The organism is Bradyrhizobium genosp. SA-4 str. CB756, assembly GCF_000473125.1.
GTDB classification, from domain to species: Bacteria; Pseudomonadota; Alphaproteobacteria; order Rhizobiales; family Xanthobacteraceae; genus Bradyrhizobium; species Bradyrhizobium arachidis.
Genome location: NZ_KI421499.1, coordinates 8,346,769 through 8,372,851, shown reverse-complemented (window position 1 = coordinate 8,372,851; position 26,083 = coordinate 8,346,769). Strand labels below are relative to the sequence as shown.

General features: G+C 65.4%; 24 protein-coding genes. 14 read left to right on the top strand and 10 right to left on the bottom strand.

The genetic code is table 11. The features are described from left to right. Positions 1-9: 9 nt before the first annotated feature. From BRAGE_RS0140475 to BRAGE_RS0140450, 6 genes are all read left to right on the top strand, one after another. A complete protein-coding gene (locus BRAGE_RS0140475) occupies positions 10-990 on the top strand; it encodes an amino acid--[acyl-carrier-protein] ligase (protein ID WP_027563247.1) in 981 nt (326 codons plus the stop codon). Between the two features lie 41 nt (positions 991-1,031). Further along, positions 1,032-1,907 carry a hypothetical protein gene (locus tag BRAGE_RS0140470; protein WP_027563248.1) on the top strand — a complete coding sequence of 292 codons (876 nt, stop codon included), beginning with the start codon at positions 1,032-1,034 and terminating at the stop codon, positions 1,905-1,907. Between the two features lie 348 nt (positions 1,908-2,255). After that, positions 2,256-5,123, top strand: a complete 2,868-nt coding sequence (locus tag BRAGE_RS0140465) for a PAS-domain containing protein (protein ID WP_027563249.1) — start codon at positions 2,256-2,258, stop codon at positions 5,121-5,123. A 203-nt stretch (positions 5,124-5,326) separates the two neighbouring features. After that, positions 5,327-6,301 carry a tripartite tricarboxylate transporter substrate binding protein gene (locus tag BRAGE_RS0140460; RefSeq protein WP_027563250.1) on the top strand — a complete coding sequence of 325 codons (975 nt, stop codon included), beginning with the start codon at positions 5,327-5,329 and terminating at the stop codon, positions 6,299-6,301. Between the two features lie 174 nt (positions 6,302-6,475). Next, positions 6,476-6,961, top strand: a complete 486-nt coding sequence (locus BRAGE_RS0140455; RefSeq protein WP_027563251.1) for a tripartite tricarboxylate transporter TctB family protein — start codon at positions 6,476-6,478, stop codon at positions 6,959-6,961. Between the two features lie 3 nt (positions 6,962-6,964). Beyond that, positions 6,965-8,473 (top strand): tripartite tricarboxylate transporter permease, encoded by a 1,509-nt coding sequence (locus tag BRAGE_RS0140450; protein ID WP_027563252.1) that lies wholly within the window; start codon positions 6,965-6,967, stop codon positions 8,471-8,473. A 116-nt stretch (positions 8,474-8,589) separates the two neighbouring features. On the opposite strand, the gene BRAGE_RS0140445 is transcribed toward BRAGE_RS0140450, so the two are convergent. Continuing rightward, positions 8,590-9,054, bottom strand: a complete 465-nt coding sequence (locus BRAGE_RS0140445; protein ID WP_027563253.1) for a MarR family winged helix-turn-helix transcriptional regulator — start codon at positions 9,052-9,054, stop codon at positions 8,590-8,592. A gap of 97 nt (positions 9,055-9,151) precedes the next feature. Here BRAGE_RS0140445 and BRAGE_RS0140440 point away from each other — a divergent pair, with 97 nt between their 5' ends. Next, positions 9,152-9,520 (top strand): antibiotic biosynthesis monooxygenase family protein, encoded by a 369-nt coding sequence (locus tag BRAGE_RS0140440; protein ID WP_027563254.1) that lies wholly within the window; start codon positions 9,152-9,154, stop codon positions 9,518-9,520. 208 nt (positions 9,521-9,728) lie between these two features. Here the strand turns inward: BRAGE_RS0140440 and BRAGE_RS0140435 are convergent, their stop codons facing one another. Further along, positions 9,729-11,423 carry a bifunctional diguanylate cyclase/phosphodiesterase gene (locus BRAGE_RS0140435; protein ID WP_027563255.1) on the bottom strand — a complete coding sequence of 565 codons (1,695 nt, stop codon included), beginning with the start codon at positions 11,421-11,423 and terminating at the stop codon, positions 9,729-9,731. Positions 11,424-11,644: 221 nt separating this feature from the next. Between BRAGE_RS0140435 and BRAGE_RS0140430 the strand changes: the two genes are divergently transcribed. Then, a complete protein-coding gene (locus BRAGE_RS0140430) occupies positions 11,645-11,905 on the top strand; it encodes a hypothetical protein (RefSeq protein ID WP_027563256.1) in 261 nt (86 codons plus the stop codon). A gap of 205 nt (positions 11,906-12,110) precedes the next feature. Here BRAGE_RS0140430 and BRAGE_RS0140425 read toward each other — a convergent pair whose 3' ends face one another. From BRAGE_RS0140425 to mtgA, 3 genes are all read right to left on the bottom strand, one after another. Then, positions 12,111-12,770, bottom strand: coding sequence for a hypothetical protein (locus BRAGE_RS0140425; RefSeq protein ID WP_027563257.1), 660 nt, complete (start codon positions 12,768-12,770; stop codon positions 12,111-12,113). 144 nt (positions 12,771-12,914) lie between these two features. Further along, positions 12,915-13,097, bottom strand: coding sequence for a 50S ribosomal protein L32 (gene rpmF, locus BRAGE_RS0140420; RefSeq protein WP_007598106.1), 183 nt, complete (start codon positions 13,095-13,097; stop codon positions 12,915-12,917). 169 nt (positions 13,098-13,266) lie between these two features. Beyond that, the gene (mtgA, locus tag BRAGE_RS0140415) at positions 13,267-13,941 is read right to left on the bottom strand and encodes a monofunctional biosynthetic peptidoglycan transglycosylase (RefSeq protein WP_027563258.1); all 675 of its coding nucleotides are present in this window, start codon (positions 13,939-13,941) and stop codon (positions 13,267-13,269) included. Positions 13,942-14,101: 160 nt separating this feature from the next. Here mtgA and BRAGE_RS0140410 point away from each other — a divergent pair, with 160 nt between their 5' ends. Both BRAGE_RS0140410 and BRAGE_RS0140405 read left to right on the top strand, forming a co-directional pair. After that, complete coding sequence (locus tag BRAGE_RS0140410) at positions 14,102-15,025, top strand: polyprenyl synthetase family protein (RefSeq protein WP_027563259.1); 924 nt, start codon at positions 14,102-14,104, stop codon at positions 15,023-15,025. Positions 15,026-15,214: 189 nt separating this feature from the next. Further along, complete coding sequence (locus tag BRAGE_RS0140405; protein WP_027563260.1) at positions 15,215-15,904, top strand: DUF1345 domain-containing protein; 690 nt, start codon at positions 15,215-15,217, stop codon at positions 15,902-15,904. A gap of 40 nt (positions 15,905-15,944) precedes the next feature. Here the strand turns inward: BRAGE_RS0140405 and BRAGE_RS0140400 are convergent, their stop codons facing one another. Continuing rightward, complete coding sequence (locus BRAGE_RS0140400) at positions 15,945-17,759, bottom strand: caspase family protein (RefSeq protein WP_028146491.1); 1,815 nt, start codon at positions 17,757-17,759, stop codon at positions 15,945-15,947. Positions 17,760-17,941: 182 nt separating this feature from the next. Further along, the gene (locus BRAGE_RS0140395) at positions 17,942-18,370 is read right to left on the bottom strand and encodes a GFA family protein (RefSeq protein ID WP_027563262.1); all 429 of its coding nucleotides are present in this window, start codon (positions 18,368-18,370) and stop codon (positions 17,942-17,944) included. A gap of 94 nt (positions 18,371-18,464) precedes the next feature. Between BRAGE_RS0140395 and BRAGE_RS0140390 the strand changes: the two genes are divergently transcribed. The 3 genes from BRAGE_RS0140390 to BRAGE_RS0140380 all read left to right on the top strand — a co-directional run bounded on the left by BRAGE_RS0140390 (position 18,465) and on the right by BRAGE_RS0140380 (position 21,580). Next, positions 18,465-18,839: a nuclear transport factor 2 family protein gene (locus BRAGE_RS0140390; protein WP_027563263.1), complete on the top strand. Its 375-nt coding sequence runs from the start codon at positions 18,465-18,467 to the stop codon at positions 18,837-18,839. A gap of 221 nt (positions 18,840-19,060) precedes the next feature. Next, positions 19,061-19,930 (top strand): class A beta-lactamase, encoded by an 870-nt coding sequence (bla, locus tag BRAGE_RS0140385; protein WP_027563264.1) that lies wholly within the window; start codon positions 19,061-19,063, stop codon positions 19,928-19,930. A gap of 39 nt (positions 19,931-19,969) precedes the next feature. After that, positions 19,970-21,580, top strand: a complete 1,611-nt coding sequence (locus BRAGE_RS0140380; protein ID WP_092211937.1) for a Na+/H+ antiporter — start codon at positions 19,970-19,972, stop codon at positions 21,578-21,580. A gap of 25 nt (positions 21,581-21,605) precedes the next feature. On the opposite strand, the gene BRAGE_RS0140375 is transcribed toward BRAGE_RS0140380, so the two are convergent. Beyond that, on the bottom strand, positions 21,606-22,421 hold the full coding sequence (locus BRAGE_RS0140375; RefSeq protein ID WP_027563266.1) for an N-acetylmuramoyl-L-alanine amidase: 816 nt from the start codon (positions 22,419-22,421) through the stop codon (positions 21,606-21,608). Between the two features lie 310 nt (positions 22,422-22,731). Here BRAGE_RS0140375 and BRAGE_RS0140365 point away from each other — a divergent pair, with 310 nt between their 5' ends. Then, complete coding sequence (locus BRAGE_RS0140365) at positions 22,732-23,571, top strand: outer membrane protein (protein WP_027563267.1); 840 nt, start codon at positions 22,732-22,734, stop codon at positions 23,569-23,571. An 86-nt stretch (positions 23,572-23,657) separates the two neighbouring features. Here BRAGE_RS0140365 and BRAGE_RS0140360 read toward each other — a convergent pair whose 3' ends face one another. Together BRAGE_RS0140360 and ispG are read right to left on the bottom strand one after the other, a co-directional pair. After that, on the bottom strand, positions 23,658-24,554 hold the full coding sequence (locus BRAGE_RS0140360) for a TauD/TfdA dioxygenase family protein (protein ID WP_027563268.1): 897 nt from the start codon (positions 24,552-24,554) through the stop codon (positions 23,658-23,660). Between the two features lie 244 nt (positions 24,555-24,798). Then, positions 24,799-26,082 (bottom strand): flavodoxin-dependent (E)-4-hydroxy-3-methylbut-2-enyl-diphosphate synthase, encoded by a 1,284-nt coding sequence (gene ispG / locus BRAGE_RS0140355; RefSeq protein ID WP_027563269.1) that lies wholly within the window; start codon positions 26,080-26,082, stop codon positions 24,799-24,801. Position 26,083: the final 1 nt, after the last annotated feature.

The following is a 26,083-nucleotide window of genomic DNA, read 5'->3' as shown; positions in this document are numbered from 1 at the left end:
CACCATCCCATGAACATTGCCGTCCTCCCCAACTCGCCCGAGACCGCGCCTGAAATTGCCGATCCGCTCGATCATCTCGCCGACAAGCTGTTCCACCGCATGGGCTCGGACGGCGTCTATGCGCGCACCGCGCTCTATGAGGGCGTCGTCGAGAAGCTCGCCGCGCTGATCACTCGGCATCGCGAGGCCGGCACCGAAGCGCTGCGCTTCCCGCCGGTGATGAGCCGGGCCCAGCTGGAGAAATCAGGCTATCTCAAGAGCTTTCCGAACCTGCTCGGCTGCGTCTGCGGCCTGCACGGCACCGAACGCGAGATCAACGCCGCGGTGAGCCGCTTCGATGCCGGCGGCGACTGGACCACCTCGCTCTCGCCGGCCGACCTCGTGCTCTCGCCCGCCGCCTGCTATCCGGTCTATCCGATCGCGGCGAGCCGCGGCCAATTGCCAAAGGGCGGCCTGCGCTTCGACGTCGCCGCCGACTGCTTCCGCCGCGAGCCGTCGAAGCATCTCGACCGGCTGCAATCGTTCCGGATGCGCGAATATGTCTGCATCGGCACGCCCGATGACGTCGCCGATTTCCGCGACCGCTGGATGGTGCGCGCGCAGAAGATCGCGACCGACCTCGGCCTGACCTTCCGTGTCGACTATGCCAGCGACCCCTTCTTCGGCCGCGTCGGCCAGATGAAGGCGGTGAGTCAGAAGCAGCAGCAGCTCAAGTTCGAGCTCTTGATCCCGCTGCGCTCGGAAGAGCAGCCGACCGCCTGCATGAGCTTCAACTATCACCGCGAACATTTCGGCACGACCTGGGGCATCCAGGACGCCAATGGCGAGCCCGCTCACACCGGCTGCGTCGCCTTCGGCATGGATCGCCTCGCCGTCGCCATGTTCCACACCCACGGCACCGACCTTTCCGCCTGGCCCGCCAAGGTGCGGGAGATCATGGGCATGCAGTCGCAGATCGCGACTGAAGCCCATGGCGAAGGCTGGCGCTAACTCAACTCACGAGGCCTCCCATTTCCACGGGCAAGACGAGCGTGATCCACACCAAGGTCCGATGCCGCGAGATCACCGAAGCCGACGTCGAGAAGGTCGCAGACCTGTTGACGCGCGGCTTTGTCGGCCGCTCGTACAATTACTGGATCCAGGGCCTGCGCCGGCAGGCCTTCCGGCCTGTGCCGGAGGGCTACCCGCGCTTCGGCTACATGCTCGACAATGACGGTACGCCGGTCGGCGTGCTGCTGCTGATCTACACGACGCGCAAGGTCGGCGAGGAGACCGCCATCCAGTGCAATTTGTCGAGCTGGTATGTCGATCCGGCCTACCGCAACTATGCGCCGCTGCTGACCAAGATCGCGCAGCGGCACAAGGACGTCACCTATCTCAACATCTCGCCGGCGCCGTGGACCTGGCCGATCATCGAGACCCAGGGTTTTCGCGCCTATTGCCGCGGCATCTTCTTTTCCGTGCCGGCGCTGACGCGCGCCCCGCGCTGGAGCAAGATCGAGGTCATCCCGCAGCACGCCAAGGCCATCGAGGGACTTTCCGCCGAGGAGACTGAGCTGTTGACGCGGCATGCGCGCTACAATTGCCTCAGCCTGGTCGTCCGCACGCCGAAGGGAACGTTCCCGTTCATCCTGCAACCAGTGCGCATCCGCCGCGGCTTCATCGCGCCGCCCGCGATGAAGCTGATCTATTGCCGCAGCGCCGCCGAATACGCCGCCTGCGCCGGCCGCATCGGCCGGCTCTTGCTGCGGCTCGGCAAGATCTCGGTCGCGGTCGATGCCAACGGCCCGATCCCCGGCCTCGCCGGCATTTATACCGAGCGGCGCGGCCGCAAATATTTCAAGGGCCCGCACCGCCCGCAGCTCGGCGACCTCACCGACACCGAGCTCGTGCTGTACGGACCGTAGGCCTCTTGTCGTCCCTGCGAACGCAGGGACCCATACCGCGGAATCTATCGGTAAACGCAAGGTCCCAGTAACGCGGCAAAGCCTCTTCACGGCCAGTCTTCGCCAAACGTCTTCCTGTGGTTATGGGTCCCTGCGTTCGCAGGGACGACAGCGGAGTTTGCTGCGCGCTCTCGGGCCAACTCTGGCTTGCAGGCACTTCCGCATTCGCGTGCCGGCACAGACCTTTCCCCATCGCCAGTCACCCTCCGTAAACTACTGCGCTTAAGGGAATTTTCCCGCCTGTTCGCTACCCTCGGCGCCCGAATTACGTTGCGTTAAGTCTATTGCCCGCCGAGACCCGCCGATCCCATGACGTCGACCCGCGACAATGAGCTTGGTGCACGCCGCGAGCAGGGCCCGGAGGCCCTGGTCGGGCTGAGCCAGCTTGCGCTCGATCACATGGAGCAGGGCGTCTGCGTCTACGATGCCGACAACCGGATCGTGCTGGTCAATCAGCGCTACCTCAGCCTGTTCGACATGTCGGCCGACATCGTGCGGGTGGGCGCGAGCTACCGCGAGGTGCTTGCGCACAGCGCGAGGCGCGGCAACTTTCCCGAGGACGAGCTCGACACGCTGTATTCGGCGCGGATCGCGCAGATCGCAGCGGGCAAGCCGTTCCGGACCGAGCAGCGGCTTGCGACCGGCCTCGTCATGTCGCTCGAGCTGAAGCCGCTTCCCGGCGGCGGCTGGATGACGATCTGCGACGACGTCAGCCGCCTTGCCCGGCTCGAAGCGGAATTGCGTGTGCAGACCGAGCGCAGCCAGCACGCGCTCGCCAACATGTCGCACGGCCTCATCATGTATGATGCCGACAGCCGCGTCGTGGTCTGCAACGAACGCTTCCTGAACCTCTACGATCTCGACCCCGAGGTCGTGAAACCGGGCGTCACGCACAGCACGGCGATCGACCATTGGCTGTCGCGCGGCAACCTGCCGGGCATGTCGGCCGGCGAATTCCATGACACCAGGCTGGAGGACGTACGCAGCAGGAAGGCGAAAACCCTGCTGGTGATGCGCTACGACGGGCGGATGGTGCAGGCGGTCTCGCGCTTCCTGCCCGACGGCGGCTGGGTGACCGTGCACGAGGACGTCACCGAGCGGCTGCAATACGAGGAGACGCTGCGGCAGCAGAATTTCATCCTTGATGCCGCGCTTGAGAACATGGCGCACGGGCTCGCCTTCTACGACAGCGACATGCGTCTGCGCGTCTGCAACACCACCTACCGCACCATCTACCGGCTGTCGCCGGAGGAGACCAGACCCGGCACGCATCTCGGCGAACTGATCGAGCGCTCGATAACGAACGGCGCGTTCTCCTCGGAATACAGCCCGCAGCAGATCCTCGAAGCCGCCCGCGCCCGGATCGCCAGCCGCGACTCCTCGCCGATGCGCCGGAGCATGTCGAACGACACCGTGATCTCGGTGCGCTATTGCGCGCTGGCCGAGGGCGGCTTCGTCGCCACCTACGAGGACATCACCGAGCGCGAGCGCGCGGTCGAGGAGCTGAGCGAGCAATACCGCCGCTTCGATGCGGCGCTGAACAACATGAGCCAGGGCCTGTGCATGCTCGATGCCAGCCTGCGCGTCATCGTGTGCAACCGCCGCTACATCGAGATGTACGGCCTCTCCCCGGACGTGGTGAAGCCCGGCGTCTCGATGCGCGAGATCATGGAGCACAGCTGCGACCTCGGCATCCATCCGAATACGACCGGGGCCACGCTCTATGCCGATTATGTCGAGCGGCTGCGGGAAGGCGAGCACACGCTGCACCGTCATTTGAGCGATGGCCGTATCATCAAGCTCAACCACAAGCGGATGGAGCATGGCGGCTGGGTCGTCACCTATGAGGACGTCACCGAGCGCCACAAGGCGCAGGCGCGCGTGGCGCACATGGCGCGGCACGATTCCCTGACTGACCTGCCCAACCGCACGCTGTTCCGCGAGAAGATGGGCGAGGGGCTGAACCAGGTCGCGATCGCCGGCGGCGCGATGGCGGTGCTCTGCTTCGACCTCGACAATTTCAAGACCGTCAACGACCGCCTCGGCCATGCCGCCGGCGATCGGCTGCTGCGCTGGGTCGCAGCGCGACTGAAGGAGAATGTCGGCGAGCACGACACCGTCGCGCGCCTCGGCGGCGACGAATTCGCCGTGCTCCAGCGCGGGCCGCAGCCGGAATCGGCCGAGAAGCTCGCCCGCCACCTGGTCGAGATCATCGGCCATCCGCCGGCGCTGGAAAGCCAGTCGATCCATGTCGGCGTCTCCGTCGGCATCGCGATCGCGCCCGATCACGGCCTGGATGCCGACGAGCTGATGAAATGCGCCGACCTCGCGCTGTACCAGGCCAAGGCCAGAGGCCGCGGCGCCTATCAGCTGTTCGAGCCCGAGATGGAGGAAGAGGCGCGCAGCCGCCACGCGCTGGAGCACGACCTGCGCGGCGCGCTGGAAGGCAACCAATTCCATTTGGTGTTCCAGCCGCAGGTGCGGCTCGACACCACCGAGCTCACCGGCTTCGAGGCGCTGCTGCGCTGGAAACATCCCTCGCGCGGCTTCGTCTCGCCCGCCGAGTTCATTCCGATCGCGGAAGAGAATGGGCTGATCGTCCCGATCGGCGAATGGGTGCTGCGCACGGCCTGCGCCACCGCCGCCTCATGGCCTGATGTCACCGTCGCGGTCAACCTGTCGCCGGTGCAGTTCCGCTCGCGCGGGCTGGTCGCGATGGTCACGAGCGCGCTGGCGGAGGCCGGCCTGCCGCCGCAGCGGCTCGAGCTCGAGGTCACCGAGACCGCCCTGCTCGACGACAGCGAGGCGACCATCGAGATCCTGCATCAGCTCCGTGCGCTGGGCGTCCGCGTCAGCCTCGACGATTTCGGCGTCGGCTATTCCTCGCTGAGTTACCTGCGCAAGTTTCCGTTCGACCGCATCAAGATCGACCGCTCCTTCGTCGGCACGCTCGGCGAAAGCCCGGAGAGCGTCGCCATCGTCCGCACCATCGCCAGCCTCGGCTCCGTGCTCGGCGTCGAGACCACGGCGGAGGGCGTCGAGACCATCGAGCAGCTCGACTTCGTCCGCGAATGCGGCTGTACCGCCGTGCAGGGATATTATTTCGGCAAGCCGTGCCCGGCAGCCGAGGTCGGACGTACCATCGAGACGCTGAACGCAGTTCGCCGCGTGGCGTAACGGCTCCGGCTCCCTCAAATTCCGCCTCTCGGCACACCTCCAAACGACGAATTGTCGCACGCCCCGTTTCCGCCGGGATAGCGGCCTCGACCGCGTGCCCGGTCCGCGCAACGCGCTTTTCTTCTCGCGTGATTTCAGGAACAATCGCCTCACAAGAACGAGAAACGGCGGTCCAGCGAGGCCGCTGCGCGGGAGGAATTTCGATGTCGCGATACGGGCTGAAGACGTTCGCCTTTGCCGCCATGCATGTTGTCGGCGCCTTGCTTGCAACTGCCGCCGGTGCGCAGGACTATCCCAGCAAACCCATCACGCTGATCGTGCCATGGCCGGCCGGCGGCTCCACCGACATCTCGATGCGCGCGATCGCCGACAGCGCCTCGAAAGTGCTGGGGCAGCCGATCGTGATCGACAACAAGGCCGGCGGCGGTGGCACGGTGGGCCCTGCGACCATGGCCGCGGCCGCCAAGCCCGACGGCTACACCATTGCGCAGATTCCGATCACCGTGTTCCGCCTGCCGCTGATGCAGGAGGTGTCGTGGGATCCGGCCAAGGACTTCACCTACATCATCCACCTCACCGGCTATACGTTCGGCGTGACCACGAACGCGGAATCGCAGTTCAAGTCCTGGAAGGACGTCGTCGACTTCGCCAAGGCCAATCCGGGCAAGGTGACCTATGCGACGCCGGGCACCGGCACCTCGCTGCATATCGGCATGGAGCAGATCGCGGCGATGTCCGGCATCAAGCTCACGCAGGTGCCGTTCAAGGGCGGCGCGGAGACCAATGCCGCCGTGCTCGGCCAGCACACCATGCTGCAGGCCGACTCCACCGGTTGGCGGCCGCTGGTCGACGCCGGCAAGCTAAAGCTGCTGATGGTGTGGACCGGCGCACGGTCGCCGAACTATCCCGATGTGCCGACGCTGAAGGAGCTCGGCTATCCCATGGTCTATGATTCCCCGTTCGGCGTTGCCGGACCGAAGGGCATGGATCCCAAGATCGTCGCCAAGCTGCACGATGCCTTCAAGAAGGCGGTCGAGGATCCCGCGGTGATCGCGACGCTCGCGAAATACGACATGGTGCCGAACTACAAGAACACCGAGGACTACAAGAAATTCGTCGTCGAGGTCACGGAGTCCGAGCGCAAGGTGATCGACAGCCTCGGGCTTGCGAAGAAGTAGGACTGAATTGCCACACATGCCGGCGTCATCCTGAGGTGCGAGCCGCGGTTGCGGCTCGCCTCGAAGGATGGATCGTGGCACCGTCGCCCTTCGAGGGCCGTTGAAGAAGCGGCCACCTCAGCGACAACGGCTTCGCCGTTGCGCAGGGGTGACGGTGATCTAGAGGTGCTTCGAATGAGCAACCAAACCAACGTCAAACTCCGCCTCAACAACTCCGAGCTCTGGGGCGGGCTGATCGGGCTTGCGCTCGGCGGCTTCGTGATCTGGCAGGGATTGAAGCTGAAGCTCGGCACCATCAACGATCCCGGCTCCGGCTATGTGCTGTTCTACACGGGCATCCTGATGTGCGTGTTCGCGGGCAGCATCATCATCGCAGCGATCACCGAGGGTGGCCCGACGCTGGCCTCGCGCTGGGAGAATGCGCGCTGGAGCAAGCCGCTGCTCGTCATCGCCTGCCTCACCGCGTTCTCCTTCGCGCTGGAGCCGCTGGGATTTCTGCTATCGTCGATCCCGCTGATGCTGCTGCTACTCCGACTGATCGATCCCGTGCGCTGGACGCTGGCGATCCCGATCGCTGTGCTGGTGCCATCAGGCATGTGGTGGGTGCTCAAGCGGCTGCTGTTGATCCAGCTGCCCTCGGGCCTGTTCGGGATCGGCTGACCCATGGATACGCTTGCCAATGTCGCGCATGGGTTCGGCGTCGCCCTGCTCCCGATCAACCTGCTCTACTGCTTCATCGGCGTCTTCATCGGTACGCTGGTCGGCGTGCTGCCCGGCATCGGGCCGATCTCGGCGATGTCGCTGCTGCTGCCGGTGACGCTGTCGGGCACGCCGGAATCCGGCATCATCATGATGGCCGGCATCTATTACGGCTCGATGTATGGGGGATCGACCACCTCGATCCTGGTCAACATCCCCGGCGAGGCCGCTTCCGTCGTCACCTGCATCGACGGTCACCAGATGGCAAAGCAGGGCCGTGCCGGTCCCGCGCTCGGCATCTCCGCTTTCGGCTCCTTCATTGCAGGCACCTTTGCGCTGATCGCCTTGATGCTCGTGGCACCAAAGCTTGCCAGCATCGCCATCGCGTTCGGCCCGGCCGAGTATTTCAGCCTGATGGTACTCGGCCTCGTGGTGCTCACCTTCCTCACCCAAGGCTCGATGCCGAAGGCACTGCTGATGGCGTGCATCGGCGTCGTGCTCGGACTGATCGGTCTCGACAGCATCACGGCGCAGCCGCGCCTCACCTTCGGCCGCATGGAGCTGATCGACGGCATCGGCCTCGTGCCCGTGGTGATGGGCCTGTTCGGCGTCGCCGAGGTGCTGCTCAACACCGAGCAGGCGATCAAGCGCGACATCATCAACGCCAAGATCACGCAGCTGTTGCCCAACAAGGCCGATTGGCAGGCGAGCACCGGCCCCGTCGCGCGCGGCACGCTGCTCGGCTTCCTGCTCGGCATTCTCCCGGGCGGCGGCGCGGTGGTCGCTTCGTTTGCCTCCTACGCGCTGGAGAAACGGCTGTCGAAAACGCCTGAGCGGTTCGGCCACGGCGCGATCGAGGGCGTCGCGGGTCCGGAATCGGCCAACAACGCGGCGGCCGGCGGCGCGTTCATTCCGCTGATGACGCTCGGCATCCCGCCGAACGTGGTGATGGCGCTGCTGCTCGGGGCCTTCGTCATCCACGGCCTGCAGCCGGGGCCGCTGCTGATCACGCAAAACCCCGGCCTGTTCTGGGGCATCGTGGCCAGCATGTATATCGGCAACGTCATGCTGCTGATCCTGAACCTGCCGATGATCGGCATGTGGGTGCAGCTCCTGAAGCTGCCCTACAACATCCTGTTCCCGCTGATCATCCTGTTCACGATCCTCGGCGTCTACTGCTCCAGCAACAACGTGTTCGACGTCTATGTGATGATCGCGTTCGGCATCATCGGCTATTTCATGCGCAAGCTCGGCTACGAGCCGGCGCCGCTGGTGCTCGCCTTCGTGCTCGGGCCGATGCTGGAGAACAATCTGCGCAAGTCGCTGATCCTGTCGCAGGGCGATCTCTTGACCTTCGTGCAGCGGCCGATCTCGGCGGCCTGCCTCGTGCTGGCGCTGATCCTGTTGATCGCGCCATTGCTGCCATCGCTGCGCAAGAAGCGCGAGCTGGTGGCGCTGGATGAAGGGGTATAAAGGTTTCGTAGGGTGGGCAAGGGCGCGCACGCGCCGTGCCCACCATCTCTCTATGGTGGGCACGCTACGCTTTGCCCACCCTACGGCGCCTGCGCAAGGAGCGCGGTACGGCGCGATCACCCCTCGCCGCTTCCCTCCAGCCGGTCGCGCAGGGCGCCGATCACGCGATGGGCCGTCTCGATCTCCTTCACCGACAATCCATCCGACAGGCCATTGACCCACGGGACCTGCAAGCGGCCGGCGGCATCGTAGATCTGCCTGCCCTTGTCGGTGAGCACCACGAGCTGCGCCCGGCGATGATGCGGGTTGGTCTCGAATACGACGAGACCGTCCCGCTCCAGATCGTTGACGATGCGCTGCACGTTCTGGCGATTGGCGCCGAGATTGCGCGCCAGCCAGGCGACCGGCTCAGGCCGCTCGGCATCGACGATCGCCCCGAGAATCTGCCAGCGCGCGCTGGTGAGGCCGAGCGAGGCGACCAGCCGGTCACCTGCGGTCAGGAGCAGGCCGTTGGCCCGGAACAGGTCGAGGATCAGGCCGGTCAGGGCATCGCCTGCCGGGCTCCGCTTGGTCCTGGTCATTTGTAATGATTGCTCCGTATTGACATCATCATGTCAAACTCATATGTCATATCTTGTCGAATTGACATGATAGTACCAAGCTAGACGGAGTGATGCCATGCCCCAGATGCGCCCTCTCGACCCCGCCTTCCCGATCGACCGCCAGATCGCGCTCGATGCCGGCCCCGTGGTGCTGGTCAATCTGTTCACGCTCGATGCCGCGGATGAGCAGAGCTTCCTGACGAGCTGGCAGGACGATGCCGCCTTCATGAAGCGCCAGCCGGGTTTCATCTCGACCCAGCTCCACCGCGCCGTCGGCGACAATCCGACCTATCTCAATTACGCAGTGTGGGAATCCAACGCGCATTTCCGCGCGGCGTTCACCCACCCGGAATTCCGCGCCAAGATCGCGGACTACCCGGCGTCGGCCGTGGCCAGCCCGCATCTGTTCCAGAAGGTCGCGGTAGCGGGGATTTGCGTGGCGTAGCCTGCCACGTCGTCATTGCTACGCTCGCAACGACGTAGGCGAGAGCGGCCCAAAGGCGCAATCGTAGGGTGGGCAAAGGCGCGCTTGCGCCGTGCCCACCATCTCGCCACGAATGCAACAGAAGTCGTGGGCACGCTTCCGCCTTCGCTCTTCGAGCTACGGCGGACAAGTCGCTTTGCCTACCCTACGGCATCTCAACTACGGCATCTCAGCTTGCCGCAGGCAGCGCGCTGTCCGGCGGTGCACCCCATGGGCGGTCGGCTGAGGCGAGGCCGATCAGGCGGCCCTGGATGTAGTCGCAGCCCCAATCGCCCAGCATGTTGGCGGCTTCCTCGTCCTGCACCCATTCGGCGACGGTCTTGATGTCGAGACGGCGGGCGAGGTCGATCAGGGTCTGCACGAAGGCGCGGTCGTCGGCGGAATGGGTGATGTTCTGCACGAAGGCGCCGTCGATTTTCACGATATCGACGCCGAGCTTGCGCAGGTTGCGGAACGAGGTGTAGCCGGCGCCGAAATCGTCGATGGCGATTCGGCTGCCGAAATGCTTGAGCCGGCCGACGAAAGCGCGGACGTCGTCGATGTCCTGGATCGCGACCGTCTCGGTGATCTCGACGATCAGCCGCTCGGCGACGCCGGGATGGGCACGCATCAACGATTCGATTCCGGCCCACCAGTCCGGATCCATCGTGGTATCGGGCGAGATGTTGAGGCTGAGCCGAATATCCGGCGCAGCCGCGAGCTCGGCGACCACGAGCTCGAGCACGCGGTGATCGACCAGGCGGATCAGGCCGAGCCGTTCCGCCACCGGCACGATATCAGGCGCGAGCAGCACCTGGCCGTCGCCCTGATCCATCCGCACCAGGCATTCGTGGAACGCGCGCTCGCGCGAGGTCGCCGCAACCACCGGCTCATAGGCGAGCCTGATCCGACGCTCGTTCAGCGCGGTCACGATCTCGTCGGTGACGCGGATGTTGACGCGGCGCTGCGCGTCGCGCGCGGCATCCGGACGCCACGCCGCGAATGAGCCGGCGCGGCGGCGCTTGGCGGCATCCAGCGTCTCATGGGCGCGGTTGACCGCCTCGTCGGTGTTGCGGGCATAACGCGGCAGGCTGACCGCGCCGATCGAGGCCGTGATCGAGACCGGACCGGATTTGGTCGGCACCACCTCGTCGCGAATGCCGGCAAGGAAACGCTCGGCGGCGACGTTCATGTCGTCGACGGTGCAGTTCTTCAGGATCAGGCCGAACTTGTTGCCGGAGAAGCGCCCGAGCACATCGCCGCCGCGCAGCCGCGCGCGGATGCGCTTGGCGACATCGAGGATCACGGCGTCGGCGACGTCGAAGCCGAAGGCGTCGTTGACGCGGGCGAGATGATCGATGCCCACCAGCATGAAGGCGGCGGTCGAGCGGAAGCGGGTCGTCTCCTCGATCGACTCGGCCAGCGCCGCGATCAGATGCGAGCGGTTCAACTCGCCGGTCAGCGGATCGAGCCGAGCGAGCCTCGTCAGCTCCTCGTCGCGGGCGTGACGCTCATTGTTGATGCGGACGGAGCCGATCGCGCGCGTGGGGCGGCCATCGGGGCCGGCGAACCAGCGGCCGGTCTCCTCGATCCAGACCACGGGATCGGCGGCGCTCATGCGCACACCATACTCGACCCGGTAGGGCGTGCCGTCGGCGCCATGCACCGCGGAGGTCTGGGTCAGCGAGGCGGTCCGCAGCGACTGCGAAGGCTCGATCAACTTGGCGAATTCAGCGCCGGTGGCGAGCCGCTCAGTGGGGATACCGGGGAAGACCGCGCCGACTTGGTCGCCCCAGGCAATGGCGTCACTGGCGATGTCCCAGGCGAACACGGCTTGGCCAAGCGCGGCCAGGATGTCGGAGGCTTGCGGCAATGCGGGGATCAAAATCGCCTCATTTCGGGACAACAGGGGAGTCCGGAGCCAGCACAGGATAGAGCCAGATTCGCCCCCGACCCTAGGCAAAGTTGATAAACAATTTGGAAACCACGTTTCTGCGCGCGGCGGAACCAAATCGGCCCGCGCGGCATAGGCCTTGCGAGTACTGACTCGCACCCGGCGCCAGCGTCCCGAAACGCGACATCTTCGCCGGATCAACGGTGATTGCGATGTTGGGTACTGATCGATCGAACGTGGTGGAAGCCGGCACGGGCACGGCCCTGGTGACGGTTGTGCCCACGCTTGCGTGGGTCCACAAGGCGCCGCTGCCGCGCCCCGATCCGAGCTTCGTCACTCAGCTGATCGCCAATGCCGAGCACCTGCCCCAGACCACACGGCTGCGCCGCGGCTCCTCTGAAGACGCGCGGATGGCTTACGGCAGCAAGCACCCGCTCGGAAGCGTCGCCGCACGCACGCGGCAGGTGGCTTGAGATTCATTTGAAGTGAGACGGCGCTTCTTACCTCTCCCCGCTTGCGGGGAGAGGTCGGATCGCTCTTGCGATCCGGGTGAGGGGGTACAGGTCCCACGGCTATCTCATCCTTGGAGAGAGGCCCCTCACCCCAACCCTCTCCCCGTAAGAACGGGGCGAGGGAGCACACTGTCGCCGCGGTGCGATGCGAGCAAATCCAGAGAAATCAGCGCGGCGCGTCGGGGGACGACGGCGTGCCGTTGCCCGGCTGCAGATGCGGCGAGGGGATTTCCGGCGAGGGCGGGGTCACCGGCTTCGGCGCGGGATGATCCATCAGCACGGACTCGGCGACCGACTGCGCCGAGGGCGGGGGCGGCACGACAGGCGCGGCTTGTGGCGCGGGCGCCGGCTCGAACTTGGGCTCGGACAATTTGGGCTCGGACGGGGGTTCGTCCGCCGGCGCTTCAGCCTGACGCTTGGCCTTACGCGGCGCCGGCACCGTCTCGGCGACATAGGCGACGCGGCGGCGCGTGCGCTGGGCGATGCCGCCGAAGAAATCGGCCATCGCGAGCAGCACCAGCAGGAAAAAAGTGGAGTTGCCGAACTTGGGCCACATCACGAATTCGGCCGCGGCCGCGCCGAACACGATCAGCGACAGCAGATGATCCATCACGAATTTCGAGCCGGGCCGCGCGCCTTTGACCACCTCGAGCAGCAGCAGCACCACGCCGAGCGCGAGCAGGAGATCGGCCAGCGTCACCGGCCAGGTCTCGCCCGTGATCATCGGCACCTTGAACAGCACGTCCGTGAAGGACACGCTCGGCATCAGGAAGGCGATGATGTTGTAGACCGCGAGCGGAATCAGGAGCAGCGGGAAACCGACCATCGGCGAAATGCCTTCTCGATCAAGATATCCAGACAGGACAATGCGGCGGCGAAGCATTGGCTCCGCCGCCGTCACTGTCATATCTCATGGGTTGGCCGAAATCAGGCAGGTCAAATCGTCCTGCCCCAAGAAAGGTCCTGAAACTCAGGACTCTTTCTTCTTCAGGACCTGACGGCCCTTGTACATGCCGGTCTTGAGGTCGAGATGGTGCGGACGACGGAGCTCGCCGGAGTCCTTGTCTTCCACATAGGTCGGCTTCTTGATGGCGTCTGCCGAGCGGCGCATGCCACGGCGCGACGGCGAGGTTTTTCTTCTCGGAACGGCCATTTCAATATCCTCTAGGGATTGGTGTCATCAGGGCATCGTCCGCGAGGGGACGGCTCAGCACCCGCAATACGAGGCGAGCTGAATGCCGATCAAGGCCGCGCTTATAGAGGAAGGCTGGCCGTAAAGCTAGGCTCTTGGGCCGGAAAATATGCCCCAAATGGGCCCGAAATCAGCGATTTTCCCGCCAGCAGGTCACAAGCGAGGTCGCCTGCCCCCTCGCCATATAGGTCGCCGCCAGCCGCCGGACACCCGGGCCGGGGGTCCGGGCGCTGCGTTTGACCGGGTTCGGCAGGATCGAGGCCAGAAGCGCGGCCTCCCGAGGGGAGAGGTTCTCGGCCGATTTGCCGAAGGCATAGGCGCTGGCCGCCTCCACCCCGAACTGGCCCTGGGGGCCGAGTTCGGCGATGTTGAGGTAAATTTCCAGGATCCGCGCCTTGGGCAGGACGAGGTCGATCCACAGCGCCAGCGGGAATTCCAGCGCCTTGCGGACGAAATCCCGGCCCTGCCAGAGGAACAGGTTCTTCGCCACCTGCTGGGTGATGGTGGAGGCGCCCCGGAAAGCGGTGCCGTCCTCCCTGGCGTCGTCGATGGCCTCGCGCAGCGCGCCCCAATCGATGCCGTGATGCTTGCAGAAATGGGCGTCCTCGGCCGCCACCACTGCGCGCGGCAGATAGGGCGACATATCAGCCAGATCGATCCACTCCCGCTGCATCGGCGCGCCGCGCAAGCTGCGCCAGGCCATCAGCGTCGAAACCGGATGGCCAATGCGGTAGAACGGCGTGATCACATAGGGCATGAGAACCACGATCGCGAGCAGCGCCAGCAGGATTTTAACGATGCGCAAATCGACCTTTCCGGCGGAAAACGAAACGCGGCCACGAGCCCGGCATTAAGTCTGTGATAATTCGGGCCTTTTCCAGCACTTTTTACGCCTTCCAAACGATTGACTGGGGCTGGCGCATAAAGGATTGTCCGGCCGAATTTTAGTTCTGGAGCCCTTCTTGATGACCGGCACGTCCCCGTCCGATTTCGCCAAACGTCTGGACAAGACCGCTGATGATACCGAGGCCCTGCTCGGGCGCCTGCTGTCGGACGACATCCTGCACGATGAGATCGCCCGGCCCAAGCGACTGATGGACGCAATGCGCTATTCGAGCCTCAACGGCGGCAAGCGCCTGCGGCCGTTCCTGGTGGTCGAGAGCGCGGCCGTGTTCGGCGTGCCCCGCGAAGCGGCGCTGCTCGCCGGCGCCGCGCTCGAATGCATCCATTGCTATTCGCTGATCCATGACGACCTGCCGGCGATGGACAATTCGGACCTGCGCCGCGGCCGCCCCACCCTGCACAAGAAGACCGATGACGCCACCGCGATCCTCGCTGGCGACGGGCTCCTGACGCTCGCCTTCGACATCATCACCCGCGACGAGATCCATCGCGACGCCAATGTGCGCCTGCTGCTAACGCGCGCGCTGGCGCGCTGCGCCGGCATCGGCGGCATGGTCGGCGGCCAGATCCTCGATCTCGCCGGCGAAGGCCGCTTTGGCGGCAACGAGCCGATCGATGTCGCCCGCATTCAGCAGATGAAGACCGGCGCGCTGCTGCGTTACGGCTGCATCGCCGGCGCGATCCTCGGCCAGGCCTCGCAGAAGGAATATCAGGCGCTCGACGATTACGGCCGCGCGCTCGGCGAAGCCTTCCAGATCGCCGACGACCTGCTCGACGTCGAAGGCGATGCGGCTGCGCTCGGCAAGCCGGCCGGTGCCGATGCCGCGCTCGGCAAGACCACCTTCGTCACCCAGCTCGGCATCGAAGGCGCCAAGCAGCGCGTGCGCGACCTGCTCGCGCGCGCCGACAGCGCGGTGTCGATCTTCGGCGATCGCGCCGCCGTGCTGCAGGCCGCCGCGCGGTTTGTGGCCGAACGGAAGAGCTAAGGTTGGGTTTTCACCTCTCCCGCTTGCGGGAGAGGTCGGATCGCGACAGCGATCCGGGCGAGGGCTCTCTCCTCTTGGGGGGTCTCGCTTGTGGAGACACCCTCTCCCCACCCCTCCCTCGCAAGCGGGAGAGGAAGCGCACCGGCGATGCGGCGACAAGGCGAGTTGATCGAGACGGTCGAAGTCGAAATGGCCACTGACAAGGAAGATCCCGTCCTCGTTCACTTCCGCCAGATGTCGCGGCCGGTGCGGCTGATCTATGCGCGGCCGCGGACCTTCATCTCGCTTGGCGTCGGCATTCTCGTCTGCCTGCTATTGCCGGGTTCGCACCGGCTGGTGACGCGGCTGTTGTTCGGCTGGGATGCCCTGATCGCGGTCTATCTCGTGCTGGTTTACACGATGATGCTCTGCAACGATCACCTGCACATCCGCCGCGCGGCTGCGATGCAGGACGACGGTCGCTTCGTGATCCTGCTGGTGACGGCGATCGGCGCCTTCGCCAGCATTGCCGCAATCGTCTCAGAACTCGGCACGCCGCAGCGCGGCGCCGCCGAGCTGACCGTCGCGATCAGCACCATCGCGCTGTCATGGGCCGCCGTGCACACGACCTTCGCGCTGCATTACGCCCATGATTACTATCGGAACGCCAAGCCGGGCGGTCTGCAGTTTCCGAGCGGCGACAAGGACGTCCACGCCGACTATTGGGACTTCGTCTATTTTTCCTTCGTCATCGGCATGACCGCGCAGGTCTCCGACGTCGGCATCACCGACAAGACCATCCGCCGCACCGCCACCGCGCATGGCATCGTGTCATTCATCTACAACACGGCCTTGCTGGCGCTGACGGTGAACATCGCGGCGAGCGCGATCTCGAACTGATCTGTCATCCCGACGTTCGCCGGGACGACCCAGAGCAGTGTCAGTAGCACACCTCGGCATTGGCATCGTTGCCGGGGCCGCCGCCGCCGCGATATTCGAGGTGGCAGCCGCGGTTGACCGGACGGCATCCGCCGCTGTTGCAGAAGACTTGCCCGCCACCCGAGCGACGGCCGGCGCCGGCGGCGGCAGCGATGCCGGCAGCTGCACCGTAGCCGCCTGCCGCACCGCCGGCCTGGCGACGCTGCCGGGCTGGACGCTCATCGCCGTCGTCGCGCTTGGCCGTTGCAGGCTTGGCCGGCTTGGCGGCACGCTGCTTCTCGCATTCGTTGTCGTCGTTGACCGCATAGCCCTCGCGGCAGACGATCTTGGTGCATTTGTCGCCGTCGGCCTTGAAGCCGTGCTCGCAAACCAGCGGGCAGACGCGCGACTGCTTGGCCTTGACGGTACCGAGCGCATCGGTGCTCGCCACCTTCACGTCGAGCTTGGTGCCGGCGTAACGGTTGAACTGCGACAGCGACCGCTGCGAGGACGTATTCCAGTTGCCATCGGCCTGTCCGGAGAAGCAGCCGACGCGGCCGAGTTCGGTCTGCACCGAGCGGGTGAGATCGGCTGGCGTCGCCGCCGGCGTCAGCGAGGCGACATTGGTGCCGGTCGGGCTCGCCGTGCTGGCCGGCGCAGTGTTAGGTGCCGCGACGGCGAGATTGACGCGCTGCTGCTCGGCGGCAGCCGCCTGTTGCTGTGCCTGCTCCTTGGCCTTCTGCGCAGCGAACTGCGCCTGCTCGGCGGCCTTGGCGTCAGCCGCGGCCTTGGCCTGCGCCTCCTTCTGCGCGCCAAGCGCGGCGAGACGATCGCGCTCGGCCTCGGCCTGCTTCGCCTTCTCGGTCGCCGCGGCATGCGCCTGCTCGGCGCCGATTTTCTCGAGCTGCAGCTTGGCAAGGTTCGCATAGAAGCCATCGGGATGCTGGGCGAGAAACGCTTCCCATGCCGCCCTGTTGCCGACCTGGAGCGAGAGCTCATAGTCGCGGCGGATATCGGCTTGCGGATTCGCCACGGGCGCCGTGGGCGCCGCGGCCACCGCCTTGACCGGCACCAGCGGCACGTCCTCGCCGCCGAGCGAGCCGTACACGAACGGCTCCTGCTTGTTGCCGGTCGATTTGAGCACGTCGTCGCGCACGAAGCCGAAGGCGCGGCGGACGTCGAGGCCCGGCGTCGTCAGATGCTTCGACAGCGCCACCGTGAACGGGCTGTTGGCGCCATCGCCGTCCTGCGCGGTGAAACCGGCCTTGGCCGAATAGGCGATCAGCGTGTTGGGGCTGGTCGGCTCGACCTGGGCGAGGCCACGGCCGATGCCGCGCGTCGCGATCGTGCGCTTCATGGTCTTGCCGAACGGATTGTCGCGGCAGGCATCCAGGATCACCAGGCGCAGCTGCTTGGCGGGCTCGACCGCGACCAGGACACGGTCGAGCGACAGCGCCTCGTCGTACACGTCGGTGTCGCGCTCGAGCTTGGCGTCGACAGGGATCAGATAATTCGAGCCTTCGACCTCGATGCCGTGGCCGGCATAATAGACCACGGCGATGTCGGCATCGCGGGTCGCATCCGCAAAGTCGCGCAGCACGCGGCGCGTGTCGAGCGCCGAGAGATCGTGCCTGGACTCGACAACGTCGAATCCGGCTTCCTTCAGCGTCTTCGCCATCACCGAACCGTCACTGACGGGGTTCGCCAGCGAGGGCGCGTGCTGATAGGCCGAGTTGGCGAGCACCAGCGCGACGCGCTTTCCGGCAAAAGCGGGCCCGGCGCCGAACAGTAGCGCGGCGGCGAGCAGAAGCGGGCAAAGTCTGAGCAGATTGCGCATGACACGACTTCCGAAGTTCAGAGGCAGTTCGAGCCCCTTTGGGACCGCTTTAGCAGGACCCGCTGCGGCCGCTTGTGATCGAGGTCACGAAGGCGGCGCCGGCAGTGGGCCGAAAGACCCTTTATGTTTGTCGCGCCAGCGCGGTCGGGGTTCGCCGACAAAGGCCCGCTGGCCCGGTTCCCCTAGGTATCCCCGACGTGCCCCCGATACTGCGGCAGATTGTCCGTAATCTCGTGCCAGGGCGCCTTCGACCCCACGAAGATGTGGGCGGTCGGCCTGATCGAGGGAGCATCGACCAGGGTTCCCATGGCGACATGAACCCATTTCCCCTCGCGCACCCGGGAATAAAGCAGCGAGCCGCAGCACGCGCAGTGGGCGTCATGGGTCAAGTCATCGCCGTAGATCAGGCGCTGGTCCGCGCCTTGGACAAGGCGGAGCTTGTGCTGCTCGATCCCGGCGAACGGCTTGAAGGCCGAACCGGTGGTGCGGCGGCAATTCGAGCAGTGGCAGTTCATCGCATAGGAGAACGCATCCGCCACCTCGAAGCGCACGCTGCGGCAATAGCATTCGCCGGTGAGGATACGAGCGTTCGAATTTTCTGATCCGGTCATGACAATGTCTTCGCGCAAATGGCTGACACACCCATAGCGCATTCTGATGTGTACGACTAAGTTCCTCGCAAGACATCATGCAAAAGGATGACCCATGAGCCAGAACCGTGCGAGCGTCGAAGCCGTCGTGCAATCCTATTTCGACGGGCTCTATGAGGGTGACGCCGAAAAGCTCGGCGCCATCTTCCATCCCTCCGCCGATTTGCGCTGGGTCGAGAAGGGCGAATTGCAGGTGCTGACCGTGCCGGACTGGCTCGACCGCGTGCGCAAGCGCCCTTCCGGCAAGGCCGAAGGCAAGCCGCGTGAGGATTTCATCGTCACCATCGACCGCTCCGACGACAAAACCGCCTTCATCAAGGTCCGCTGCCAGCTGCCGCCGCGCTACTTCACGGACTATCTGGTGGCGATGAAGCTCGCCGACGGCTGGCAGATCGTGTCGAAATCGTATCGGTATGATTTGAGAGAGTGAGGTTAGATGCGCCCCCTTTCCCCGTTCTTACGGGGAGAGGGTTGGGGTGAGGGGCTGCTTCCGCGAACGCAGTGACAGTTGCGCTCGCGGAGAGTGCCCCTCGCCCCGCAAGCGGGGTGAGGCTAAGAAAACGCCCTCGCGCCACACATTCGTCTTTTCGATGGATGAATGCGGAGTTCGTTCGCATAACCCCCGCTCGCACTTCCATTTGAAAGTCCCCCATGCCTCTCGACCGCCGCTCCCTGCTCGCCTCGCTGTGCTGGATCGCCGCCTCTCCTGCGTTCGCCGCGGAGGCGCCGTCTGAGCTCGAATCCTACGAGCGCGAGAGCGGCGGGCGGATCGGGCTTTACGCCGAGAACCTCGCGACCGGCGCCAGGCTCGCCTGGCGCGCCGACGAGAGATTCGTGATGTGCTCGACGTTCAAGGCCTCGCTGGCGGCCTGCGTGCTGGCGCGTGTCGATCGTGGCGACGAGCAGCTTGCGGCGATGATCCCTTACGGCCAGGCCGACCTGCTCGACTACGCGCCGGTCGCCAAGCAAAATCTCGCCGCCGGCAAGATGTCGGTCACTGACATGTGCAAGGCGATCGTCGAACTCAGTGACAACACCTGCGCCAATCTGCTGCTGGCGCGGGTCGGCGGGCCAGCCGCACTCACCGCGTTCTGGCGATCACTCGGCGATGCCACTTCGCGGCTCGACCACAATGAGCCCGAGCTCAATCGCTCGCCGCCCGGCGATCCCCGGGACACCACGACGCCGGCGGCGATGGCCGGCAATCTGAAGCGGCTGATAGTGGGCGAGGCGCTGTCGCCGGCCTCACGCGCGCAGCTCACCGAGTGGATGGTGAACTGCAAGACCGGCGCGAACCGGCTGCGCGGCGGCCTGCCCGCGGGCTGGAAGATCGGCGACAAGACCGGCAACAACGGCAGGGACGCATCCGGCGATATCGCGGTCGTCTGGCCCAAGCCTGACAACAAGCCTGATGCACCGATCCTGATCACGGCCTATACCCAGGGCGGCACGCCGAACGCCGCCCAAATCGAAGCCGCGTTTGCACGCATCGGACGTATGGTGGCCGAACGGCTGGGGTGAGGCGTTGACCTTGCGATTGCTTCCGGGCCAAGACAGGCCATGATCGCAGCGAAGTTCCAGACCTTTCTCATCCTGCTCGCGGTGCTGGCGGGCACCGCGCTGGTCGCCCGCCGCTTCAACATCGCGCCCGCCATTTTGCTGATGCTCTCCGGCGTCGGCCTCGCTTTCATACCCGGCATGCCGCCGGTGGAACTGCCGCCGGAACTGGTGCTGCTGATGGTGCTGCCGCCGCTGATCTACTCGGCGAGCGTTGCGATGAGCTGGCGCGAGTTCAAGAACAATCTGCGGCCAATCGTGCTGCTCGCGGTCGGCGCGGTGATCTTCACCGCGGCCATGGTAGCCGCCGCCACGCACTATCTGATCGGCCTGCCCTGGACCATCGGCTTCCTGCTCGGGGCGATCGTCGCGCCGCCCGACGTGGTGGCGCCGCTCGCGATCGCGCGCCGGCTGAACCTGCCGCGCCGGCTCGTGGTCATCCTCGAAGGCGAAGGGCTCGCCAACGATGCCACCGCGCTGATCCTCTACCGCTTCGCGCTCGCCGCCATCATGGTCGGTCACTTCTCGCTGCCGCTGGCGGCCGGTGAATTCGCCCTCATCGTCGCCGGCGAGATCGCGTTCGGCATCGGCGTCGGCTGGCTCTCCCTGCGTTTCCGCAAATGGTCCGGGGATCCGCAGGTCGAGCTGACGCTGTCGCTGATCACGCCCTACGTCTCCTACTGGCTGCCCGAGCATGTCGGCGGCTCCGGCGTGATCGCCACGGTCGCCTGCGGCCTCTATGTCAGCTGGAACGGCCCGCTGCTGATCTCGTCGGCGACGCGCCTGCAGGGCATCTTCTTCTGGGACCTCATCATCTACCTGATCGAGGGCCTGCTGTTCCTGCTCACCGGCTTCCAGATGCGCGCGCTCTACGAGAAATCGAAGACGTTCCCGCTCGACGACATTCTGATCGCAACTGCCCTGGTGCTGATGATCATCGTGATCGCGCGCTTCACCTGGCTCTATCCGGCGACCTATCTGCCGCGAATCCTCTCGAAGTCGCTGCGCGAGCGCGATCCCTCGCCGCCTTGGCAATGGCCGTTCGTGCTCGCCTTCACCGGCGTGCGCGGCGCGGTGTCGCTCGCGGCCGCGCTGGCGCTGCCGTTCACGCTGCCCGAGGGCGATGCCTTCCCGTATCGCGACCTGATCCTGTTCGTCGCCTTCGGCGTCATCTTCGTCACCCTGATCGGCGTCGGCCTGACGCTGCCGCCCGTGGTGCGCTGGCTCGGCGTCGCCGAAGCTGGCCGCAACGAGCACGTCGCCGAGCACGAGGCCGAGATCGCGGCGCGTCGCCAGGCGCTCGACGCCGCGCTGAAATCGCTGGACGAGCTCACCGCGGAGAAGGAAGTCTCCGACGAGGTGATGCGGCTCCTGCGCGCGCGCCACGAGATCCGCGTCAACCAGCTTCCGGACTCACTCGATCCCGCGCACCACGACGTCTCCGCCGCCGGCACCGCGCTGACCCGCGAGCTGATCGCCGCCGAACGCAAATTCATCCACGAACTCCTCCGCGACGGCCAGATCACCGACGAGACAAGACGGCGGATCGAGCGCGATCTGGACCTGGAGGAGGCGAGCCTGGCGAACCGGGAGTATCGGGGGGTGCCGCTGTAGCAGCCCGTCATTGCGAGCGCAGCAGCTACCGCCTCTCGCAGAACTCCCCGACCCCCGCCGCGACGGCCTCCGCAATCATCTCCTGCCGCTCGGACGAGTTCAGCTCCATCTCCTCGTCGCGATTGATGATCGAGCCGGCCTCGAGCAGCACGGCAGCACTCCGTGTCCGCGACAGCACGATGAGCCCGTCATAGCGGTAGACGCCGACCTCCTTGTCGAGCAGCTGGCGGCGGTAGCGGCCCATCACCGGCAGCGTGTACTGGCTGGCGTAGTGAAGGCCCTGCTGCTTGAGCTGCCTGCCGATCATCCGCGCCAGCATCAGGCTGGTGGCGAAGTGCGGATTCTGCTGCGACACGAACAGCGAGTGCCCCGAGAAGCGGTCGCTGAAATAGCTCTTCGCGCCGTCGAATTCCCAGGTCTCGAGCAGCTTATCCGGCACCGAATCGTGATGGATCGACAGGAAGAGATCGGTCCGGCTGTCATTGGCGGCACTGACGCGCTTGAACAGGCTCGGCCGCGCCTTGCCGTCCGTGACGAGCAGGCGGGTGGCGGCAAAACCTTCGGACTTGAGTTTGGCCGTGATCAGCTTTGCGAGAACGAAGTTGAAGCCGAACTCCGGATCATTGCGCGCACTGAGCGCGCCGTAGGCGTCCGGGGTATGCCCGACATCGACGACGATGCGGAATTTTGGCTTCTCACATTTGAACGGCGGCTGTGTCGACTGTGACTTGAGTTTCGTTGTCTTTCGCGTGGCGGCGGCTTGGCCACTGCCAACAGGCGCAAGCGACGATAGCAGGATGGACGCGACGAGCCCGGCGACGATGCTCCGCGCGTGCGACAAACCCTACTCCGCTGCCCAGAAACGCTGCAACAGCCCGCCCATTCGCGCTCCGAGGCCGGACTCGATCAGGAATTTGTTGTCCTCGGCGCGGAGCATGGCTGATCCTCCCGACTCCCTTTCGGGAAGATTGGCGCAGGCGACGCGGGGCGTCAACGCGTAGACTTGCGGCGCGCTGGCCCCTCCTTTTTCGTCATGGCGACCACGCTTTCGGGAAATTTCCCCGGTGTTGCAGATGGGTGACGGACTTGGGCGCGGCGGACGCCGTAACTTGTCGGCATATTGAAATCTGATTTGGCTGGGGGCCAAAGAGATGGTGAAGAGCGCGCTGAGGATCGCGGCTATTTCTGTTTCCGTGTTGATGCCCGGCGTCGTTTCCGCGGCCGACATGGCGGTGAAGGCTCGCCCCGCACCAGTCCCGGTTTTCTCCTGGAGCGGCTGCTATGTCGGCGGCAACGCAGGCTACTCGCGCGCCGAGGTCAGGTCGGATGGCACCCCCAACGCCATCTTTGCGGGCCTGACGCCGGTTGGCACCGCCGCGATATTGACGTCGGCATCCGCCGCAAAAGTTACGCCGGATGGCGTCACCGCAGGTCTCGGAATTGGTTGTAACTACCAAAAGGGCATCTTCGTCATCGGCGCCGAAGGCGATATCAACTACAGCGATCTTGGCGCACAACAAATTCGAGGCCCCTTTGCAAACGCGGCGCCCATCTCTCCCTACACCTGGGAAGAGCGTTTCCATTCCAATTGGTTTGCAACGGCGCGAGCGCGGGCCGGCGTCGTGGTCGCCGAGCGCAGTTTGTTGTACGTGACCGGCGGCGCGGCCTTTGCCGAATTCAATTGGCTCAAGGCACTCGATTTTCCGGGATTCGTAGGCTTCCGGTATCAAGCTAGCGCGTCTGACACCAAGCTCGGGTGGGTCGTGGGCGCCGGCTGGGAGTACGCGTTCAACAACAATTGGTCCGCCAAAGTCGAATATTTGCACATGGATTTCGGAAGCTCGTCCGGAATCACTCCGACGCCTCCTGCTCCCGCTGCCGGAGCAGGCGCAGGTGCGGCCTGGTCGATCTCGAATAATTTCCGTGAAGACGTGGTACGCCTGGGTGTCAACTATCGCTTTAGTGGCGGTGCGATCGTCGCGAAGTACTGACGGCCTGCGGACCAAAGGACTTCAAAAGCCTCGGCGTTGCCCGGTGCTTTCTTTGTTCATGCTGGGCTGCCCACATCGCAGCCCCTTCACACCGGCCTTTCCCCCTTCACCGTCACCCGCGTGCCCGAGCGCGTATGCGGCCAGTAGTCCCACATGGCGCGGTGCTGGGTGCAGCGGTTGTCCCAGAACGCGATGGCGTTCTCGGTCCAGCGGAAGCGGCACTGGAACAGCGGGTTCTCGGCGTGCTGGTAGAGATAGGCGAGCATGGCGTCGCTCTCGTCGCGCGGGATGCCGTTGATGTGGCGGGTGAAGCCGCGGTTGACGTAGAGTGCCTTTCTGCCCGTGACCGGATGCGTGCGCACCACGGGGTGCTCCGCGTTCGGATATGACGGACGGTCGGCGACGCCATAGTTCGCGTAGAGCCCGCGATAGATCGGCTCGCCGTCATGCAGCGCGGTCAGGCCGTCGAGATAAGCCTTCATGCGATCCGACAGCGCCTCATAGGCGGCGTACATGTTGGCGAACAGCGTGTCGCCACCGCGCGGCGGACACTGCTTGATGTAGAGGATCGAGCCCATCGGCGGCTCGAGATCGCAGGACACGTCCGAATGCCAGCCCTCGCCATTAGCGCGCGGCGAGTTCTTGTCGGCATAGATCTTCATCAGCGCCGGGTCTTCGTCCTCGTGGGGAGCTGCGGGATGGAAATGCAGTTCGCCGAACTTGCGGCCGAAGGCGAGATGCTGCTTTGGCGTGATTTGCTGGTCGCGAAAGAAGATCACGAGGTTTTCGGCGAGCGCACGATGGATCTCGTCCATCTGCCGGTTGGAGCGCGCGTCGCCCTCGACGAGCTGGCCGATATCGACGCCGGAGATTTCCGCGCCGATGATGGGCGTGAGCTTCTCGACCGCGATGGTCTCGTAAGGAGCGCCGTCGTCCGCGGTATGGCGATAGCGCGGACCTTGCTTGCCGGCGAGTGAGCTCATGGCGTGTCTCCCGATCATTGTTGATTGGGGGCCATCGTAGCGTGCGGAGACAGATACGCAATCTCCGCTGCAACCACAGCTGTCGTCCCGGGGCGCGCGTAGCGCGAGCCCGGGACCCATAACCACAGGATCAGGTTTGGCGAAGACTCGGAGTGGCAGCCTGCCGCAACCACAACGCCTTGTGGTTATGGGTCCCTGCTTTCGCAGGGACGACCGCGGAGTGTAAGGCGCTAGCGGAGTGAAATCACTCCGCCGCGGTCACGGGCACCTTGGCTCCCTGGCCATAGCGCTGGTCGATGTAGTCGATCACCAGCGCCTTGAAGTCTGCGGCGATGCCGGGGCCGCGCAGCGTGCGGAACTTCTTGCCGTCGACGAACACGGGCGCGGCCGGCGCTTCGCCGGTACCGGGCAGCGAGATGCCGATATTGGCGTGCTTGGACTCGCCGGGGCCGTTGACGATGCAGCCCATCACCGCGACGTTGAGCTCCTCGACACCAGGATATTTCGTTTTCCAGGTCGGCATCTCGTCGCGGATGAAATCCTGGATCGAGCGCGCCAGCTCCTGGAACGTGGTCGAGGTGGTGCGGCCGCAGCCGGGGCACGCCGCGACCAGCGGCACGAAGGTGCGGAAGCCCATGGTCTGCAGGAGCTCCTGGCCGACCTGCACCTCGCGGGTGCGGTCGCCGCCGGGCTCCGGCGTCAGAGAGATGCGGATGGTGTCGCCGATGCCCTGCTGCAAGAGGATGCCGAGCGCGGCCGACGAAGCGACGATGCCCTTCGAGCCCATGCCGGCCTCGGTCAGGCCGAGATGAATGGCGTAATCCGAGCGCGACGCGAGGTCCTGGTAAACCGCGATCAGATCCTGCACGGCCGAAACCTTGGCCGAGAGGATGATGCGGTCCTTCGGCATGCCGAGTTCCTGGGCCCGCGCGGCCGAGAGCAGCGCCGACTGCACCATCGCTTCACGCGTCACCGCACGCACGTCGCGCGGTGACGGCGACGCGGCGTTCTCGTCCATCAGCTTGGTCAGGAGCTCCTGGTCGAGCGAGCCCCAATTGGCGCCGATGCGCACCGGCTTGTTGTTCTTGTTGGCGATCTCGATGATGTCCGCGAACTGGGTGTCGCGCTTGTCCTTGAAGCCGACATTGCCGGGATTGATGCGATATTTGGCGAGCGCCTCGGCGCAGGCCGGATGCTCGGCGAGCAGCTTGTGGCCGATATAGTGGAAGTCACCGATCAGCGGCGTGGTGATGCCGCGCTTGGCGAGGCCGTCGCGAATGTGCGGAACGGCGGCTGCGGCCTCCTCACGGTCCACGGTGATGCGGACCATTTCGGAGCCGGCGCGCGCCAGCGCTGCGACCTGGGCGATGGTGCCGTCGATGTCGGCGGTGTCGGTGTTGGTCATCGACTGCACGACGATCGGTGCACCGCCGCCCACAGTGACGTCGCCGACCTTCACCTGGGTGGTCTGGTGCCGGGGCGCCGGGCCCGCGAGGTCGGAATCGATGGAGTTTTCGAGCTTGTTCATG

Excerpts from the sequence above, each read along its gene's own strand:
- BRAGE_RS0140405 (WP_027563260.1), top strand. The coding sequence starts at position 15,215 with ATGGCCACTGACAAGGAAGATCCCGTCCTCGTTCACTTCCGCCAGATG.
- BRAGE_RS0140475 (WP_027563247.1), top strand. The coding sequence starts at position 10 with ATGAACATTGCCGTCCTCCCCAACTCGCCCGAGACCGCGCCTGAAATT.
- BRAGE_RS0140425 (WP_027563257.1), bottom strand. The coding sequence starts at position 12,770 with ATGGTCGGTTTCCCGCTGCTCCTGATTCCGCTCGCGGTCTACAACATC.
- BRAGE_RS0140400 (WP_028146491.1), bottom strand. The coding sequence starts at position 17,759 with ATGCGCAATCTGCTCAGACTTTGCCCGCTTCTGCTCGCCGCCGCGCTA.
- BRAGE_RS0140465 (WP_027563249.1), top strand. The coding sequence starts at position 2,256 with ATGACGTCGACCCGCGACAATGAGCTTGGTGCACGCCGCGAGCAGGGC.
- BRAGE_RS0140410 (WP_027563259.1), top strand. The coding sequence starts at position 14,102 with ATGACCGGCACGTCCCCGTCCGATTTCGCCAAACGTCTGGACAAGACC.
- BRAGE_RS0140450 (WP_027563252.1), top strand. The coding sequence starts at position 6,965 with ATGGATACGCTTGCCAATGTCGCGCATGGGTTCGGCGTCGCCCTGCTC.
- BRAGE_RS0140360 (WP_027563268.1), bottom strand. The coding sequence starts at position 24,554 with ATGAGCTCACTCGCCGGCAAGCAAGGTCCGCGCTATCGCCATACCGCG.
- BRAGE_RS0140455 (WP_027563251.1), top strand. The coding sequence starts at position 6,476 with ATGAGCAACCAAACCAACGTCAAACTCCGCCTCAACAACTCCGAGCTC.
- bla (WP_027563264.1), top strand. The coding sequence starts at position 19,061 with ATGCCTCTCGACCGCCGCTCCCTGCTCGCCTCGCTGTGCTGGATCGCC.
- ispG (WP_027563269.1), bottom strand. The coding sequence starts at position 26,082 with ATGAACAAGCTCGAAAACTCCATCGATTCCGACCTCGCGGGCCCGGCG.
- BRAGE_RS0140365 (WP_027563267.1), top strand. The coding sequence starts at position 22,732 with ATGGTGAAGAGCGCGCTGAGGATCGCGGCTATTTCTGTTTCCGTGTTG.
- BRAGE_RS0140445 (WP_027563253.1), bottom strand. The coding sequence starts at position 9,054 with ATGACCAGGACCAAGCGGAGCCCGGCAGGCGATGCCCTGACCGGCCTG.
- BRAGE_RS0140390 (WP_027563263.1), top strand. The coding sequence starts at position 18,465 with ATGAGCCAGAACCGTGCGAGCGTCGAAGCCGTCGTGCAATCCTATTTC.
- BRAGE_RS0140430 (WP_027563256.1), top strand. The coding sequence starts at position 11,645 with ATGTTGGGTACTGATCGATCGAACGTGGTGGAAGCCGGCACGGGCACG.
- BRAGE_RS0140395 (WP_027563262.1), bottom strand. The coding sequence starts at position 18,370 with ATGACCGGATCAGAAAATTCGAACGCTCGTATCCTCACCGGCGAATGC.
- rpmF (WP_007598106.1), bottom strand. The coding sequence starts at position 13,097 with ATGGCCGTTCCGAGAAGAAAAACCTCGCCGTCGCGCCGTGGCATGCGC.
- BRAGE_RS0140460 (WP_027563250.1), top strand. The coding sequence starts at position 5,327 with ATGTCGCGATACGGGCTGAAGACGTTCGCCTTTGCCGCCATGCATGTT.
- BRAGE_RS0140380 (WP_092211937.1), top strand. The coding sequence starts at position 19,970 with ATGATCGCAGCGAAGTTCCAGACCTTTCTCATCCTGCTCGCGGTGCTG.
- BRAGE_RS0140440 (WP_027563254.1), top strand. The coding sequence starts at position 9,152 with ATGCCCCAGATGCGCCCTCTCGACCCCGCCTTCCCGATCGACCGCCAG.